Genomic DNA, 15326 nt, shown 5'->3' on the forward strand with positions numbered 1-15326 from the left:
CGCCGGCGCGTTCGGTTACTTGAACCCGATCATCGCGGCCATTCTGCACAACGCGGGTTCGTTGATAGTGGTGTTCAACAGCGCGCGTCTGGTGCGGCTGGGCGAAGAACTGGAACCGTTCCACGCCGGCGCCGCGGAACCGGTGGAAAAGCACCCCGGTCACCCTGAATCCATGCCGCAACTGGCGCCGAGACCGGTGTGATCAGCCGAGATATGCCTGCCACCGAAACACTGCCATCCGCCACCCGCGCCGCTCAACCGGCGGAAAACGTCGTCGTCGTTCGCGGGCTGACGAAGGTTTTCAAAGACTTCTGGGGCCGGCCCAAGGCAAAGGCGGTGGAGAGCGTGGACTTCGAAGTCCGCCGCGGTGAAGTGTTCGGTTTGCTCGGGCCGAACGGTTCCGGCAAATCCACAACCGTCAAAATGCTGCTGGGACTGCTCTATCCCACCAAGGGACATATCGAGGTGTTCGGCCATTCGCCGAGGCATGTGCCCACAAAATCGCGCATCGGCTACCTCCCGGAGGAATCGTACCTCTATCGCTACCTGGACTCCAACGAAACCCTCGACTTCTTCGGCAGCCTGTTTGATTTGCCGGACAACGAGCGCCGCCGCCGCGCGGAACAACTCCTGGAGATGGTCGGTTTGAGCCAGGTGCGCCGCCGCATGGTCGGGGAGTTTTCGAAAGGCATGCAACGCCGCATTGGCCTCGCACAGGCGCTCATCAACGATCCCGATCTCGTCATTCTCGACGAACCCACCTCGGGCCTCGACCCGATCGGCTGCCGTGAAGTCAAAGACCTGATTCTCGCGCTGGCCCGGCGCGGCAAGACCGTCATCCTCAGCAGTCATTTGCTGGCCGACGTGGAGGACGTTTGCGACCGCGTGGTGATCTATTACGGTGGCAAAATCCGTGCGATGGGCACGCTGAAGGAGCTGCTCGCAAAAGCGGACTCGGTGCGCATCACCGCGCCCGCGTTGCCGCGTGAAACGTTGCAGCGCGTACTCGATGTCATCCGGCGGGACGTGGCGGAAGACAAGGTGCGCATCGACACTCCCACGCAAAACCTCGAGAGCTACTTCCTCGGCGTCGTGGAAAAGGCGCGGGCAAGCGAGACGGAAACGTCGGGCGCGACCTCCGGCAGCAAGGTGGCGGCGTACCTGCGCGGCGACGCAGAGGCTTCATCGCAGGCTGGAAGGATTCTTGATCGATTGACGCAACCGGCGGCTGCCGCCGAACTGAAAGCCGCGAAACCGGAGCCGGAGGAAACCGCGGATCTCGAAAAACTCGACGAACTGTCCAGGCCCAGGGATGACAGGCCGCCGGATGAGAGACCGGCGGAAGCCGCGAAAGCTGCCGAGCTGGAAAAGGCGAACGAAAAACTGTCGTCGCTGCTCGGCAAGCCCAAGTGACCCTCCGGATTTGAAATTCGCGATTTCAAATCCGGGTTTATCCTGATGCAACGCCTGTTCGCCATCGCCAAGCTGACACTCAGGGCCGCGTTCCGCTACAGGCTGGTGCAGATTCTGGTGCTGCTGCTGCTCGGGGCGGTGATCGGGCTGCCGCTCGTCATCAAGCACGACGGCACGGCGCAGGGGTTCACGCAGATTGTACTCACCTACACGCTCGGCGCGATCACCACACTGCTCGGATTCGCGACGCTCTGGATGGCGTGCGGCACGCTGGCGCGTGATGTCGAGGAGTGCCAGATGCAGATGGTGGCCGTGAAGCCGATCGCCCGTTGGGAAATCTGGGTGGGCAAGTGGGCGGGCATCATGCTGCTCAACGTCCTGCTGCTGGGGATCTCGGGCGCCGCCGTGTACTTCCTCATGCAATGGCGCGCCGGCCAGTTACCCCCCGAGGCTCAGGAAAAACTGCGGAATGAGGTGCTGGTCGCGCGCGGTTCGATCAAACAAACCGTGGACAACGCCGCGATCGAAGCGGTGGTCGAACAACGGCTTCAGGAACGGCTCAAGGACAGCAAGGTGGCAGCCATGGACCGCGACTTCGTGCGCAGGCAAATCCGCGAGCAGGTCAAGGCCGGGGCCCAGGTTGTCCCGCCCAACGCCAACGGAGGGCGACGCTGGGTTCTCAGCACCGGCCTGCTCAAGGATGCTCTGCGTGACAAACCGTTGGAGTTGCGGATCAAGTTTGTCGTGGCGCAGCCAAACGCCTCGGGCACGTACTACGGCGCCTGGTATATCGGCCCGCCCAACGGCCGGCGCTATCAGGTGGAACAGCCCAGCCTGGCGGCTGACACGTTTCACGAAATCCCGCTGCCACCCGGCCTGCTCGACGAGAACGGCAACCTCGTCGTTGATTTTGTGAACTTCAACGACACTGCGTTGCTGTTCTCCCTCGAGGACGGGATCGAAGTGCTTTACCCCGACAGCGGGTTCGGACTCAATTTTATCCGTGGACTGGGGATCATCAGTTGTTGGCTCGCGTTGCTGGCAGCGATCGGCCTCTGCGCGGCGAGCTTCCTCTCGTTCCCGGTCGCGGCGTTCGTTTCGCTTGGCGTGCTGGTCGTCGGCCTTTCCAGCGGAACGGTGAAACAGGTGGTGGAGGAGGGCGGAATTGCGGCGGTCAACCATGAAACCGGCCACGTGGACGCCCCTACCCTACTGGACATGATCGCGCTGCCGGTTTTCAAGGGGCTGCTTCAGGTGATCAATCTGGTCCACGGCTTTTCTCCCATTGACTCGCTGAGCAGCGGCCGGAGCGTGAGCTGGGGAGAACTGGCGCGCGCCGTGGCGCAGATCGTTTTGCTGATGGGCGGTTTCTTCGCGGCCGTGGGCGTCATCAGCTTTACGCGCCGTGAACTCGCCACCGCCCAGGGAACGCAATGAAATGACCGCGTCCCGTTCCAGATTCTACCGCCCGGCGCTGATCGCCGCGATCATCGCGCTGCTGGGGTTGTCGGGCTTCATGCAGCGGCTGCTGAACAACGACCGGGTCGCCATGGGCATTTCACGGGGCGAGCCGCTGGGCAACTCCGCGCCGCCGGTTTTGGTCTTCACCACGGTCGCGCTCGGCGGATTTCGCGGCCTGATTGCCAACGCGCTCTGGATCCGCGCGATGGAACTCCAGGATGAGGACAAATACTTCGAGAAGGTCCAGCTCGCCGACTGGATCACGAAACTGCAGCCGCATTTCACCACGGTCTGGATCGTGCAGGCGTGGGACATGGCCTACAACATCTCGATCAAATTCACCGACCCGCGCGACCGCTGGCAATGGGTGCAACGCGGCATCGAGCTGCTGCGTGACGAGGCGCTCAAATACAACCCCGACGAGCCGTTGATCTACCGCGAATTGGGCTGGATTTTTCAACACAAGATCGGCGCCGACCTCGATGACGCCCATTTTTATTTCAAATCGCAATGGGCAAAGCAGATGAACGATGTGCTCGGCGGAACCAATTACGAGGCGCTGATCAACCCACAGACCGAGGACGAAAAACGTCGGGCCACGATTCTCCGCGAGAAATACAAGCTTGACCCCGTCCACATGAAGGAGGTGGACGACGAGTATGGACCGTTGGAATGGCGGTTGCCCGAGTCGCACGCGATTTACTGGGCCACCCTCGGATTGAAGCGGGCAAAGAAACAGGAACAGATCACCTTGCAGCGCGAGATTTACCAACCGTTGCAACTGGCCTTCCAGCGGGGGCGCCTGATCGAGTTTACCGTCGGCACCAACAGGCAGTATCAGGTCGGCCCCAACCTCGCGATGATCCCCCACGCCAACAAGGCGTATGAGAAGGCGATGCTGGAAGACACTGAATACAGCAACCACATCGCCACTGCTCACAAGAACTTTCTCAAAGACGCGGTTTATTTCCTTTACACCCAGAATCGCCGGGCCGACGCAGAGCAGTGGATGAAATACCTCGTGAAAAAATATCCCGACGCCACCGCCTATGATGCCCGCAATCCGTCGAAGCCGGCGGAAAAGATCGCCGACCTGACTCTGGATGATTACTGCGTCGCCAAGGTGACCGAGGACATCGGAGAAACCTCTCACACGCGGGTGCAGCAGGCCATCGAGGGTTTCCTGATCAACTCGTACTACAACCTGGCCATCGGCGAGGACGACCAGGGCATCGGTTACTCGCTCCTTGCGGAAAAAATCTGGGCGCGCTACCAGAGGGAGACCAGCAGGAACAAATCACAAACAGTCCGGATAGGCCTGCCGCCCCTGCAGGACTTGAAGAAAGACACGCTCAATCAATTCGATCAGACCTACAACCCGATCCTCGTTGCGCAGCTTCACACCAAGCTCGGCCTGCCGGCTCCCGTCATCGCACCGACCTCCCCGCCGACCAACGCTCCCGCAGCTTCGCCACCCCCGGGTTCCTCTCCGAACCAGTAATTTCCCGCCGCGCCGGGCGCGTTGCGGCTTTTCCACGCCCCGCTCATCAACGCGTCATTGCGCCGGGCGGGCACTTCGTTTAGGTTCGCCGCATGACTCAGTTGGTTTCGTACGCGCGGGTGGCCGTCTTGCTTTTGTTGTGTGTCTGGTGGAGCGCCTGTTCCTTCTCCAGCGATAGCGGCGCCGACGAGGAGAAGGCGCCGGATTATCTGGCGGGCCGGAGCCGCAAGGCCGCTTTGAACTACACCGGCGCCATTGAATCATTCGAGAAGGCGCTCGAAGCCAATCCACGTTCCGCGGCGGCCCATCTCGAACTGGGGCTGATCTACTATCAGAACGTCGCCACCAACTGGGCGCGGGCGATCTACCATTTTGAAAAATACCTCGAATTGCGACCCAAAGCGGACAACGCGGACCTGATCCGGCAGAATATTGATTATTGCAAACTCGCGCTGGCCCGGGAGGTGCCATACACCCCGAACAACGATCTGGTCCGCAAGGAAGTGGAACGCATGGCCCGCGAGAACGCGGACCTGCGCCAGCAGGTCGATCAATTAATGTCCCAGTTGACACTGCGGGCTGTGGCGCTGACGAACAGCTCAACGACCTCCTCTTTCGCGAATTCCTCCACCCAAAGGACTCTCGCAGCCGCTCGGATCCCGTCAAACCCTTCCGTCCAATACGCCCAGACCGTTGACCGCCCGTCCGGGCAACCGCCCGCGGGAGAATCTGCGCCGCCGGCCGGCACGACCAAAACGCATGTCGTCAAATCAGGAGACACGCCTTACTCGATCGCGCGCAATTACGGAGTGAAACTCGTCAATCTGTTGAGCGCCAATCCCGGCTTGGACCCCAGACATCTGAGGCCGGGCCAGTCGCTCGTCATTCCGCTGCCGTGATCGTCATGCTCAACCGTATTTACTTTCCGCTCGTCACACTGTTCTGGATCATCATGAACGTGTTGTTGTGGCGGGCCGAGTTCGGAGGCGGGCGGGAGTTCGGCAGCGCGGTCTCGACGCAAGTGGTCTGGCAGAAAATCCTCACGGCTCCGGATGATTCCGCCCTTGAAATCAGTGTGAAGGGAAAGCGGATCGGCTATTGCCGGTGGGGCGCCAACGCCGGCGAGGAACTGGCCATGGGCAAGGTATCCCGCGAGGAGTATCCACCGGAGGGGATGGTCAAAAAGCCCGTGGGCTACACGATTGATCTCGAAGGCAACGTGTTGCCCACCGAACCCTCCTCGCGCGTGCGGTTCAATCTGCACGTCGCGTTCTCCGCAGACCATGTCTGGCGCGAGTTGTCGGCGCGCGTCGCCACACGTCCGAGCGTATGGACCCTCCACACCGTGGCGGAGGAGGAAACATTGGAAGCCCGGTTCGAGGATGAGTCCGGGAAATGGGCGCGCACATTCACGTATGAGGAACTCCGCGACCCCCGCAAACTGCTGGAGGAGTTTGCCGGTCCGCTGCCGCTGGCCTTGCTGGGCCAGGTTGGCGGGTTGAACCGGCCCGCCGGCCTTTCCCTCGATCTGAACTGGGAGGCGCGCAACGACTGGCTGAAAATCGGCCATGCGCAAGTGCGCGTCTATCGCCTGCAGGCGCGCGTGCTGGACCGCTACCAGGTGGTTGTCATTGTCAGCCGGGTCGGCGAAATCATGCGCGTCGAGTTGCCGAACGGTGTATTGCTGGCCAATGAGGTTCTGACGAGCCTGTAAGGGAAGTCCGGCATGATCGAGTTGACCCACCTCGTGAAACGGTTCGGCGACCTCGTGGCGTTGAACGACGTCAGCTTGTCCATCCCGCGGGGCGAATTTTTTGCCGTGCTCGGCCCGAACGCCGCCGGCAAGACGACCATGATCCGCATTCTTTCCGGGCTGATCAAGCCGACCTCCGGCTCCGCGCGCGTCGCGGGCTTCGATGTGCAGACGCAACCCCTTGAGGCGCGCCGGCGCCTGGCTTACGTGCCCGATTTTCCGTTCCTCTACGACAAGCTGACCCCGTGGGAGTTTTTCCGCTTTACCGGCCAGCTGTTCCAGATGGAGGAGGCGCGCATCGAATCCGCCTCACGCGAATTGGCCGCGCGGTTCAACCTCGAACCCTATCTCGGAAAACAAATCGAGGGATTGTCGCACGGCACGCGCCAGCGCGTCGCCATCGCCTCCGCACTGCTGCACGACCCGGAAGTGTTCGTGCTCGACGAGCCCATGGTCGGGCTCGACCCGCACCACACGCGCGTGCTCAAGGATCTGCTCAAGGAAAAATCACTTCAGGGCATGACCATCTTCATCTCAACCCATCAGTTGGGAGTCGCGGAGGAAATGGCCGACCGCATCGGCATCATCCACCGGGGACGGTTGATCGCGGTGGGCACGCGCGACGAACTCCGCCGGCAGAGCGGGCAGGACGGCGCGTTCGAACAGAGTTTTCTATCCCTCACGGGACAGGAAGCGGATCCGGTCAGCGGCAACCCCGCCGCCGCGGTTTGACGGCCATGGCAACGCCCGCACCCTCTTCTGCCGGCCCGGCGCCCGGTCAGGCCGCGCGCGGCAGATTCCGCTCGCCCCTGGGCCTGCTTGTCCATGTCAACGCGTTACAGGCGTGGCGTCGTTTGAAAGCAGTCCGCGAACAATCGCGGCTGCTTTCCGCTCTAATCGGCCTGTTCATCGTGGGTTATGCCGCGCTGGCGTTCTGGTTGTTCTGCAAGGGATTGAAATTTGTGTCGAGTTTTCCCGGGCTGGGCACACTTCTGATCGAACGATTGATGTTTCTCCTGTTCGCGTTCTTGTTCGTGCTCCTGTTGTTCAGCAACCTGGTCATCAGCTACACGAACCTCTTCCGCAACCGCGAAACGCAGTTCCTTCTGACGCTGCCCGTGCCGCCACAGGTCATCTTCCGCTGGAAATTCATCGAATCAGCATTGCTGGCATCGTGGGCGTTTCTTTTTTTGATCTCACCGTTGCTGGCCGCCTACGGACTGACCAACCATGTGCCGTGGCATTTCTATCTGGCGACGATCGTGTTGATTGCGCTCTTCATCGTCCTGCCGGCGGTCGCGGGCGCGTGGCTTGCCGTGAACGTGGCGCGTTTCCTGGACCGGCGCGCTTTTCAGGTGGCCGCCCTGACGCTGGCCGCGCTCATGCTCATCGGCGCGGCGTTTTGGTTGAAGGCCGAGCCGATCACCGACGACATGCTCGAAACCCGGGTCCTGGCCGTCCTCGACCGTCTGCTGATGAAAACGCGATTTGCGCAATTCGCGCTCCTGCCGAGCTACTGGCTTTCGTCCGGCGTGCTGCGTTGGTCGGAGGGCGCATTGAGCGGCGCCGGCTTCTTCACACTCGTCCTGTTGAGCAATTCACTTTTCTTCGGCTGCCTCGCCTTTACGCGCATGGGCGGCCTGTTTTACGACGCCGCCTCGACGGCGCAGAGCCGGGGCAGTGTGTTCTGGCAATGGACCTGGTTCCGCGCCTTGCAGGAGCGCAAGCGAAACTTCGATTACGCGCCCGGCGCGGTGGAGCGCCTCGTCGGAGTCCTGCGCTGGGTGCCGGCGGACACGCGCGCGCTGCTGGCGAAGGACATTCGCGTTTTCTGGCGCGACACGACCCAGTGGGGCCAGACGCTGGTGCTGTTCGGCCTTCTCGGCGCGTACATCATCAACCTCCGCCACTTCTCGCAGCAACTCACCAACCCGTTCTGGGTGCATCTCGTCTCCTACCTGAACCTTGGCGCCTGCTCGCTCAATCTCGCCACACTCACCACCCGCTTCGTCTATCCGCAATTCTCACTCGAAGGCAAGCGGCTTTGGATCGTCGGCCTTGCGCCACTTGGGCTCTCACGCGTGGTCCGCGCGAAATACTGGCTCGGCAGCATCGCCTCGCTTTGCGTCACGGTCGGCTTGATCTGGATGTCCTGCCGGATGCTTAAACTGTCCGCCGGAAGGACCCTTTATTTCGTCCTCGCCGTTACGATCATGACGTTCACCCTGAACGGACTGGCCGTCGGACTGGGCGCGTTGTATCCGAATTTCAAGGAGGACAATCCGGGGAAAATCGTCAGCGGCTTTGGCGGCACGTTTTGCCTGGTGCTGAGTTTTCTTTACATCGTCGCCTCGGTGACGCTGCTGGCGATCGGCTCGCCATGGCCGGGCGCGCGGTTCGGCGAATCATCCGCTGGCTGGTTGTTCGGCAGTTGGATCGGATTTGCCCTGCTCTCAATGTTCCTCGGCTGGCTGCCGCTGAGAACGGGACTGCGCAAAGTGTCCGGGTTTGAACTTTGACCGCGCCCGCCGCATTGTTGGTCGCTGCTTTCGCGGGTCACGTCGCTGGCAACCGGCTGAAAATGACGCGGCGGGTGACCTTCCCACCGGGGATTCAGCGATCCGGCGCCGTGTTCATGGTCCGCACGAGTCTCGTGTGCACAACCTCTCCTTTACACGTTCCGCACCGGCTACTAAAGTCGCAGCGTGGCTTCGGACTTTGATGAGACAGACTTTGTGGACGACGATTTTCACGCCGCCCGCAAGTCCCCCTTCGCCGGCTCGCCGTCCGGCGGAACCGGTCGTCCGCCCACGCGGGAGGAACTCGATTCGCGCGTCAGCGAGACCCAGCAGCGGCTGATGGAACTCAAGCGGGCGCAGGAGGAGTTGGAGCGTGAACGCGCGGGACTGGAGGAAGCCCGGCGCCGGCGGACCGAATTTCAGACCGGTCGCGAAGAAATGCTGCAGAATCTGACCCGGGGCGTCGGTTTTCTGGAGGAATCCGAGTTCAACGCGCGCCGCGACGCCGAACAAATGGCCCGGACACTCGGCGAACTTCGCGACGCTCTCACCAAGGTCCAGTCCATCCACGACGAAACCTGGACGCAGGAGAATTACAACGTCGAGTTGACCCGCGCCCTGACCGTCATTGACAACGCGCGCATGGAATGGAACGCCGCCCGGTTGAAATGGTCGTTGCTGAACGGCCCGCCCGCCGTCGAGAATGCCGGACCTTCCGACGAGCACCCCCCTGCCACGTCGCTCGAATCGCTCGGCTTTCTGCAGCTCTGCAGACTTGGACTCGCGCTGACCTGGCCGCTGGCGCTTGTGGCGCTCGCCGTTCTCGGCGTCCTGATCTTCCTTTTGGCGGGCCGCAAATGAGCATCGGTATGGCGATATTCAAGAAGAAGGCCGATCCCCTGTCCGAGCGCTCCCGCGCGCTGGCCGCGGAAATTGCCGCGTTGGAAGAGCAGATCAAGCAGCTCGACACCCGGCTGCAACAGTCCCCCGCGCAGCCGCGCCTCCGGTCCACGGCCCGGCCGCACAATCCGGGCGAGACTCCCGCGCCGGTCCGTGATCCGGTGTTCGAGCAGGTGAACCATGAACGTGTGAAATCGCAGGCGCGGCCGGGCGCAAACGAGCCTCTCAAAGAGCTGGGTGTCCGCAAATTTGATCTGGCTGGCGCATGGAAACGCCTGCAAAACCATTTCCACGGCCCGCCGGCGAACAATCCCAAACTGGTGAATTATCTGGCCGCCGGCAGCATTCAGGGCCTGCGCCCGATGCGCTACGAAAAGCGCGTGGCCCGCAACCGCGTCCTCCTGCTCGCCGGCATTCTGTTCGCCCTGCTGTGGGGTATTTGGGCGTTTCTCTTCAAACATCGCTGATGCCTCCGGCAAAGCCGCCAGCCCGCTGCCGCCGCTCAATCTTTCGGCCGGGACGGACTTTCAATGCTGCGTCTGAAGAGCGCAGATGTTGTACTGACAAAAGGTTGTTCGTCGGCTCCGTCCGTCTCTTCAGCTTGTTATCCCTGGGTCGTTGTCCTGAACTTCCGCCGGCACCGTCACCGTGAAAATGGTGCCTTTGCCAACCTCACTGACGAAACGAACTGCACCACCCATGTGTTGACACAAAGTCCGGATCATGTGCAGGCCGATTCCAGCCCGATTCGGGTAAATCTTCTGAATCTTGAACGGCTCGAAAATCCAGGTCGCCCATTCCGCGGGAATGCCACATCCTGTATCGCTGACTGAAATGACGATCATATCTGCCCCGTTTTGAGGAGACCGCTCCCGGCGGATTTTGAGCCAAACTCCTCCTTCCAGCGTAAACTTCCTGGCGTTGCTAAGCAGCTGCCAAAGGATCGTTTCCAGGTAATCCTTCAGCACATACACGGTGCCGAGATCGGCGGGGCAATCGATTTCCAGGGTGAAAGGACGATGCGCAAACTCCCCTTTTCCCACAGTTTCGGCGTAGCGGGCCAGATCCGACAGTTCGAACCGTTCTGGAGTTGTTTTCACGTGAGGCATGGCCAATCCGAATTATCTCAAGATCACCACCCGTTCAACACATCGATCATCTCCCGCAACCGGCTGTAATCCCGCCGGTTGAAATCGAACGCGATGCGCGGCCGGTCCGCCACGTCGTTGTCTTCGCGCTCTTCAGGGGTTGCTTGGATGGCGCGTATCTTCCCGCTCGCGAGAATGCCGGCAAAATCCTCGTTCAGGCTCTCGATGGCGGATTGCGACGGAGTATGGTTCAGCCGGATGACGAGGAGGTCCCGGACGAAGCGCATTGAGTGATAGTTGCGGTAGAAGCGCGTGATCCATTTCACCGCCTGGTCGGTGTCGTCAGTGATCTGGTAAAGGTGCAGATCATCTTCGGCAATCAACTGGTTTCGCAGCAGATGTTCGCGCGCGTTTTTGTCCCACGTCTTCCAATAGGTGCCGCCGGGCCGGTCAATCAATACCAGCGGCATCAGCCGGCTCTTGCCGGTCTGCATCAGCGTCAGCGCTTCATAGCCCTCGTCCAACGTCCCAAAGCCGCCGGGGAACAGCGCGATGGCGTCGGAGTGCCGCAGGAAAATCAGCTTCCGCGTGAAAAAGTATTTGAAAGTAATAAGCTTTTTGTCGTGCTGGATGATCGGGTTGGCGGCCTGCTCCCACGGCAGGCGGATGTTCGCGCCGAAACTTTTTTCCGGTCCGGCCCCCTCGTGGCCCGCCTGCATGATGCCCGGCCCCGCGCCCGTGATGACCATGAACCCCGCGTCGGCAATCTTCCGCGCGAACTCGACCGCCTGTTTGTATTCCGTCTTGCTGGGTTGCGTGCGCGCCGAACCAAAGATAGTCACCTTGCGGGTGTCGGCGTAGGGCGCAAACAGCCGGAACGCATAGCGCAACTCGCGGATCGCGGTCTGGATCACGCGCACGTCGCCGCGGTCTTCGACGTCGTGCAGAAGTTTGAGCGCGCTTTCCATGATGTCTCCAACGAGATCCGGATTGTTCCCGCCACCCTTGAAAGCGATGAGTTCATCGATGCGGCGCTTCAATTCCGGATCCATCGGCGGCCTGTCCCGTTTTTCCATGCGCGCGAAGCTACCGGTTTGACAGCGAAATGCAACCGCTGCTCCACTCCGGCCGGCGCGGTCATCACTTGATAACCCGAACGCCAGCTGTTAGCCTTCGCCCTCTTTGAACAGTGGCGATGGACTACAAAAACACATTGAACCTGCCGCGCACCGACTTTCCCATGAAAGCCGATCTCGTCGCGCGCGAGCCGGAACGGCTCAGGAAATGGCAGGAGGCAAAACTCTACCAAAAAATCCAGGCCGCGCGCGCCGGCGCCGAGAAGTTCGTGCTGCACGACGGCCCGCCCTTCGCCAACGGCGACGTCCACATCGGCAACGCGCTCAACAAGATTCTCAAGGACATCATCGTCAAATACAAATCGTTGCGCGGCTACAATGCCCCCTATATTCCCGGCTGGGACTGCCACGGCCTGCCGATCGAATTCAAGGTCTCGCAGGAGATGCGCAAGGCCGGCGACTCCAGCGCGGACGCCGTCACGATTCGCAAGGCGTGCGACGCCTACGCCCGCAAATACATTGATCTCCAGCGCGAGCAGTTCAAGCGGCTCGGCGTGTTTGGCGACTGGGACAACCCCTACCTCACGCTGAACAAGGAATACGAGGCTGACGAACTGCGGTTGTTCGCCGACATCGTTGAAAAGGGCTTCGTCTATCGCGGTAAGAAGCCGGTCTATTGGAGCATCCCATGCCGGACCGCGCTGGCCGAGGCTGAAGTTGAATACAAGGACCACGTCAGCCAGAGCATCTACGTAAGATTTCCCGTTCTCGGCCAGCCGAACACAAACATCCTCATCTGGACGACCACCCCATGGACGTTACCCGCCAATCTCGCGGTGGCGTACAACTCCACCTTCAGTTACTCGCAAGTGCGGGTCGGAAGCGAAACATTCCTCGTCTCCTCACTCCTATTGCCGACGGTCGCGGAGAAGTGCGGCTGGGGCGGCTACGAAATCGTCCGCAGCCTCGACGCAATGCAATTGCGCCAGGTCGAGTTTCAACATCCGTTTTGCGCGCGCACGGGAAAACTGTTCGCCGGCGACAGCTTCGTGACCAATGACACCGGCACCGGCTTCGTGCATATCGCGCCCGGCCACGGCCTGGAGGACTACCAGCTCGGTCTGGCGAACGGCCTTCCTATTTACTCGCCGGTGGATGACGACGGCCGCTTCGCCTACTCGAACGAGTTGCCGCTCGAACAGCAGATGCCGAAGGAGCTCATCGGCAAAGCGATTCTCGAAAAGCACGGGAAGAGCGAGGCGAACGAGGCCGTGCTGCAACTGCTTCGCGACCGAAACATGCTGGTGCATCGGGAAGATTACACCCACAGCTATCCACATTGTTGGCGGAGCAAAACGCCGATCATCTTCCGCGCCATGGATCAGTGGTTTATTGGGCTTGAAGGGAATCGCAATTTTTCGAAGTCACTCGAGTTTAGCACAACAGAGATAGGAGTATTGAGGGACGCTTACATGAAGCCGGAGCCAATAACCGGACTCCGAAGTAAGGCCGTTCAGGCAATAGAAGAAATTGGCCGGAACAAAGGTTGGATTCCTGACTGGGGCAAGAATCGAATTTTGGGCGCAGTCATAAACCGTCCCGACTGGTGCATCTCCCGCCAGCGCACCTGGGGTGTGCCGATCCCGTTCTTTTACGACGAGCAGGGAAACCCTTTGCCCGACCCTTCGAAGGATTGCCAAACGGCCGCTGCAGTTGTTCGTAATGTGGCCGACCTAATCGAAAAGAACGGCTCGAACATCTGGTTTAAGAAGCCGTGCGCCGAGTTGTGGGTTTTGGTAAAACCGAAGGATTGGAAGGGCGCGGAGCCCGTCGCCAAGTCGAACGACACGCTGGACGTCTGGATTGATTCCGGGTCGTCGTCACGATCAGTCCTGATGCGACGAGCCGAACTCTACACAAGACTCAATACCCAGGACTCGAGACTTCCCTGGCAGGCCGACATGTATCTCGAGGGCAGCGACCAGCACCGCGGCTGGTTTCAGTCGTCGCTGCTGATCTCACTGGCCGGCAATGGGGCCGCGCCTTACAAGACCGTGTTGACCCACGGTTTCATGGTGGACGCCGACCGCGAGAAGATTTCCAAGAGCAAACAGGGCCAGAGTGTTTATGAGAAACCGCAGACCGCCGAGGCCTACGTGAAAAAATGGGGCGCGGACATTGTGCGGCTGTGGGTCGCCTCGCAGGATTTCCGCAATGATATCATCGTGAGCGATGAGCGGATCACCAAAGTCGCCGAGACCTATCGGGGTATCCGCAACGCGTTGCGCTACCAGCTCTCAAACCTCTATGATTTTGATCCGGCCAAACACACCGTGTCGGATGACAAGTTAACAGGACTGGACCGCTGGATTCTCGGCGAGTTCTCGCAGCTGGAAGCCGAAGTCGTCAAGGCTTACGACGCTTATGAATTCCACGTCGTTTATCAGAAGCTCAGTCAGTTCGCAGCGGTCGAACTCTCCGCGATTTACCACGACGTGATCAAGGACCGGCTCTACACCGATCCGACCAACTCACATCGCCGTCGATCGACGCAGACGGCGTTGCATCGAATAGTAACCAGTCTTTGCCAGATGCTTGCGCCGATTCTCTCGTTCACGGCGGATGAGGCGTGGCGGTTTGTCCCATGCACGAATTGCGAGTCGGTGCATTCAACCACGTGGATTGAGATCGAATTCACTTTTCACGAAAGTGAAAAGACCACATGGAAGCAGCTCTTCTTATTTCGAGAAAGGGCCCTCCCAATGTTAGAAGACATGCGACGGGAAAAGAAAGTTGGCAAATCCCTTGAGGCTGAAATCATCGCTCTCGGACCAGCAGAGCAAATATCATTTCTTAGTGAATGGAAAGATGCTTTCAGGGAATTGGTCAATGTATCCCAAATCCGAGTCAAGGTTGATGAACAATTCGCTTCAATAAGCCTCGTTGGAGGACAGGCTCCTGGCCAGAAATGCGAGCGCTGCTGGCACTGGGAAACCGATGTCGGCGCGAACAAAGAGCATCCGACCATCTGCGGGCGTTGCGTTGAGGCAGTGGAGCAGTTCAAAGCCGCTTCGTGATGCTCGGGGAGCGGGCCTCTGGCCGACGCGCTGCGGCGAGACGCCGAATTGTTTTGGAACGCGCGAGACTTGTTTCCGACGAGACGCCATGCTCCCTTTTCAGGCCCGCAACGCGATCATCCAAACTCCCCACGCCACCAGGGCCACGCCCACGATTCGGCCGAATTGAAATCCTTTCGGCAAAACTTTCTCCAACAGGACGAGCACGGCGATGATGGCAATCCACCAGATGTTCATCACGCCCGCCACGAACAACAACGCCATCAGAAACCAGCAGCAACCGGTGCAATACGCGCCGTGCTTCAGTCCCATCGCGAACGCGCCCGACCGGCCTTCGCGCCAGTCGGTCATGAGAAAACTCAATGGCGAGCGGCAGTGCCTGAGGCAGGCCCCCTTGAGCGGCGTCCACTGAAACACCCCGGCGACGATGAGCAGCGCTCCGCCCAGAATCGGACTCGTGCTCACCATCATTGGCGACAGGAGTGCCGTGGAATGCAGGACCCACTGCGCGCCGGCCGCGAGCGCGCTGAACGCGGTC

At 60.5% G+C, this 15326-nt stretch carries 14 protein-coding genes; 11 read left to right on the forward strand and 3 right to left on the reverse strand.

The window, feature by feature from the left end; translation table 11 throughout:
• From VN887_17355 to VN887_17400, 10 genes are all read left to right on the forward strand, one after another.
• Nucleotides 1-202: hypothetical protein (locus tag VN887_17355; protein ID HXT41778.1), on the forward strand; the 202-nt coding region annotated here is incomplete at its 5' end.
• An 11-nt stretch (nucleotides 203-213) separates the two neighbouring features.
• Nucleotides 214-1413 (forward strand): ABC transporter ATP-binding protein, encoded by a 1200-nt coding sequence (locus VN887_17360; protein ID HXT41779.1) that lies wholly within the window; start codon nucleotides 214-216, stop codon nucleotides 1411-1413.
• A 45-nt stretch (nucleotides 1414-1458) separates the two neighbouring features.
• Nucleotides 1459-2850, forward strand: coding sequence for a hypothetical protein (locus VN887_17365; GenBank protein ID HXT41780.1), 1392 nt, complete (start codon nucleotides 1459-1461; stop codon nucleotides 2848-2850).
• Nucleotides 2819-4375: a hypothetical protein gene (locus VN887_17370; protein HXT41781.1), complete on the forward strand. Its 1557-nt coding sequence runs from the start codon at nucleotides 2819-2821 to the stop codon at nucleotides 4373-4375. Before VN887_17365 ends, VN887_17370 begins: the two co-directional genes overlap by 32 nt.
• A gap of 92 nt (nucleotides 4376-4467) precedes the next feature.
• Complete coding sequence (locus tag VN887_17375; GenBank protein HXT41782.1) at nucleotides 4468-5274, forward strand: LysM peptidoglycan-binding domain-containing protein; 807 nt, start codon at nucleotides 4468-4470, stop codon at nucleotides 5272-5274.
• Nucleotides 5275-5279: 5 nt separating this feature from the next.
• The gene (locus tag VN887_17380; GenBank protein HXT41783.1) at nucleotides 5280-6089 is read left to right on the forward strand and encodes a hypothetical protein; all 810 of its coding nucleotides are present in this window, start codon (nucleotides 5280-5282) and stop codon (nucleotides 6087-6089) included.
• 12 nt (nucleotides 6090-6101) lie between these two features.
• Nucleotides 6102-6860 carry an ABC transporter ATP-binding protein gene (locus VN887_17385; protein ID HXT41784.1) on the forward strand — a complete coding sequence of 253 codons (759 nt, stop codon included), beginning with the start codon at nucleotides 6102-6104 and terminating at the stop codon, nucleotides 6858-6860.
• A gap of 5 nt (nucleotides 6861-6865) precedes the next feature.
• A complete protein-coding gene (locus VN887_17390) occupies nucleotides 6866-8647 on the forward strand; it encodes a hypothetical protein (protein ID HXT41785.1) in 1782 nt (593 codons plus the stop codon).
• Between the two features lie 186 nt (nucleotides 8648-8833).
• The gene (locus tag VN887_17395; protein HXT41786.1) at nucleotides 8834-9508 is read left to right on the forward strand and encodes a hypothetical protein; all 675 of its coding nucleotides are present in this window, start codon (nucleotides 8834-8836) and stop codon (nucleotides 9506-9508) included.
• An 8-nt stretch (nucleotides 9509-9516) separates the two neighbouring features.
• Nucleotides 9517-10014 carry a hypothetical protein gene (locus tag VN887_17400; protein ID HXT41787.1) on the forward strand — a complete coding sequence of 166 codons (498 nt, stop codon included), beginning with the start codon at nucleotides 9517-9519 and terminating at the stop codon, nucleotides 10012-10014.
• A 129-nt stretch (nucleotides 10015-10143) separates the two neighbouring features.
• Here the strand turns inward: VN887_17400 and VN887_17405 are convergent, their stop codons facing one another.
• Both VN887_17405 and VN887_17410 read right to left on the reverse strand, forming a co-directional pair.
• Nucleotides 10144-10656 carry an ATP-binding protein gene (locus VN887_17405; GenBank protein HXT41788.1) on the reverse strand — a complete coding sequence of 171 codons (513 nt, stop codon included), beginning with the start codon at nucleotides 10654-10656 and terminating at the stop codon, nucleotides 10144-10146.
• 23 nt (nucleotides 10657-10679) lie between these two features.
• Complete coding sequence (locus tag VN887_17410; GenBank protein HXT41789.1) at nucleotides 10680-11711, reverse strand: LOG family protein; 1032 nt, start codon at nucleotides 11709-11711, stop codon at nucleotides 10680-10682.
• Between the two features lie 119 nt (nucleotides 11712-11830).
• On the opposite strand from VN887_17410, the gene ileS reads away from it, so the two are divergent.
• On the forward strand, nucleotides 11831-14788 hold the full coding sequence (gene ileS, locus VN887_17415) for an isoleucine--tRNA ligase (GenBank protein ID HXT41790.1): 2958 nt from the start codon (nucleotides 11831-11833) through the stop codon (nucleotides 14786-14788).
• A 99-nt stretch (nucleotides 14789-14887) separates the two neighbouring features.
• Here the strand turns inward: ileS and VN887_17420 are convergent.
• Nucleotides 14888-15326 (reverse strand): DUF2182 domain-containing protein (locus VN887_17420; protein HXT41791.1); only part of this gene is annotated, 439 nt, incomplete at its 5' end.

The sequence above is a fragment of the Candidatus Angelobacter sp. genome (assembly GCA_035607015.1).
GTDB lineage: Bacteria > Verrucomicrobiota > Verrucomicrobiia > Limisphaerales > AV2 > AV2.

Bases quoted from the DNA above. Each gene is read 5' to 3' on its own strand.
- ileS (HXT41790.1), top strand. From the start codon at position 11,831: ATGGACTACAAAAACACATTGAACCTGCCGCGCACCGACTTTCCCATG.
- VN887_17400 (HXT41787.1), top strand. From the start codon at position 9,517: ATGGCGATATTCAAGAAGAAGGCCGATCCCCTGTCCGAGCGCTCCCGC.
- VN887_17385 (HXT41784.1), top strand. From the start codon at position 6,102: ATGATCGAGTTGACCCACCTCGTGAAACGGTTCGGCGACCTCGTGGCG.
- VN887_17410 (HXT41789.1), bottom strand. From the start codon at position 11,711: ATGGAAAAACGGGACAGGCCGCCGATGGATCCGGAATTGAAGCGCCGC.
- VN887_17360 (HXT41779.1), top strand. From the start codon at position 214: ATGCCTGCCACCGAAACACTGCCATCCGCCACCCGCGCCGCTCAACCG.
- VN887_17365 (HXT41780.1), top strand. From the start codon at position 1,459: ATGCAACGCCTGTTCGCCATCGCCAAGCTGACACTCAGGGCCGCGTTC.
- VN887_17390 (HXT41785.1), top strand. From the start codon at position 6,866: ATGGCAACGCCCGCACCCTCTTCTGCCGGCCCGGCGCCCGGTCAGGCC.
- VN887_17380 (HXT41783.1), top strand. From the start codon at position 5,280: ATGCTCAACCGTATTTACTTTCCGCTCGTCACACTGTTCTGGATCATC.
- VN887_17405 (HXT41788.1), bottom strand. From the start codon at position 10,656: ATGCCTCACGTGAAAACAACTCCAGAACGGTTCGAACTGTCGGATCTG.
- VN887_17375 (HXT41782.1), top strand. From the start codon at position 4,468: ATGACTCAGTTGGTTTCGTACGCGCGGGTGGCCGTCTTGCTTTTGTTG.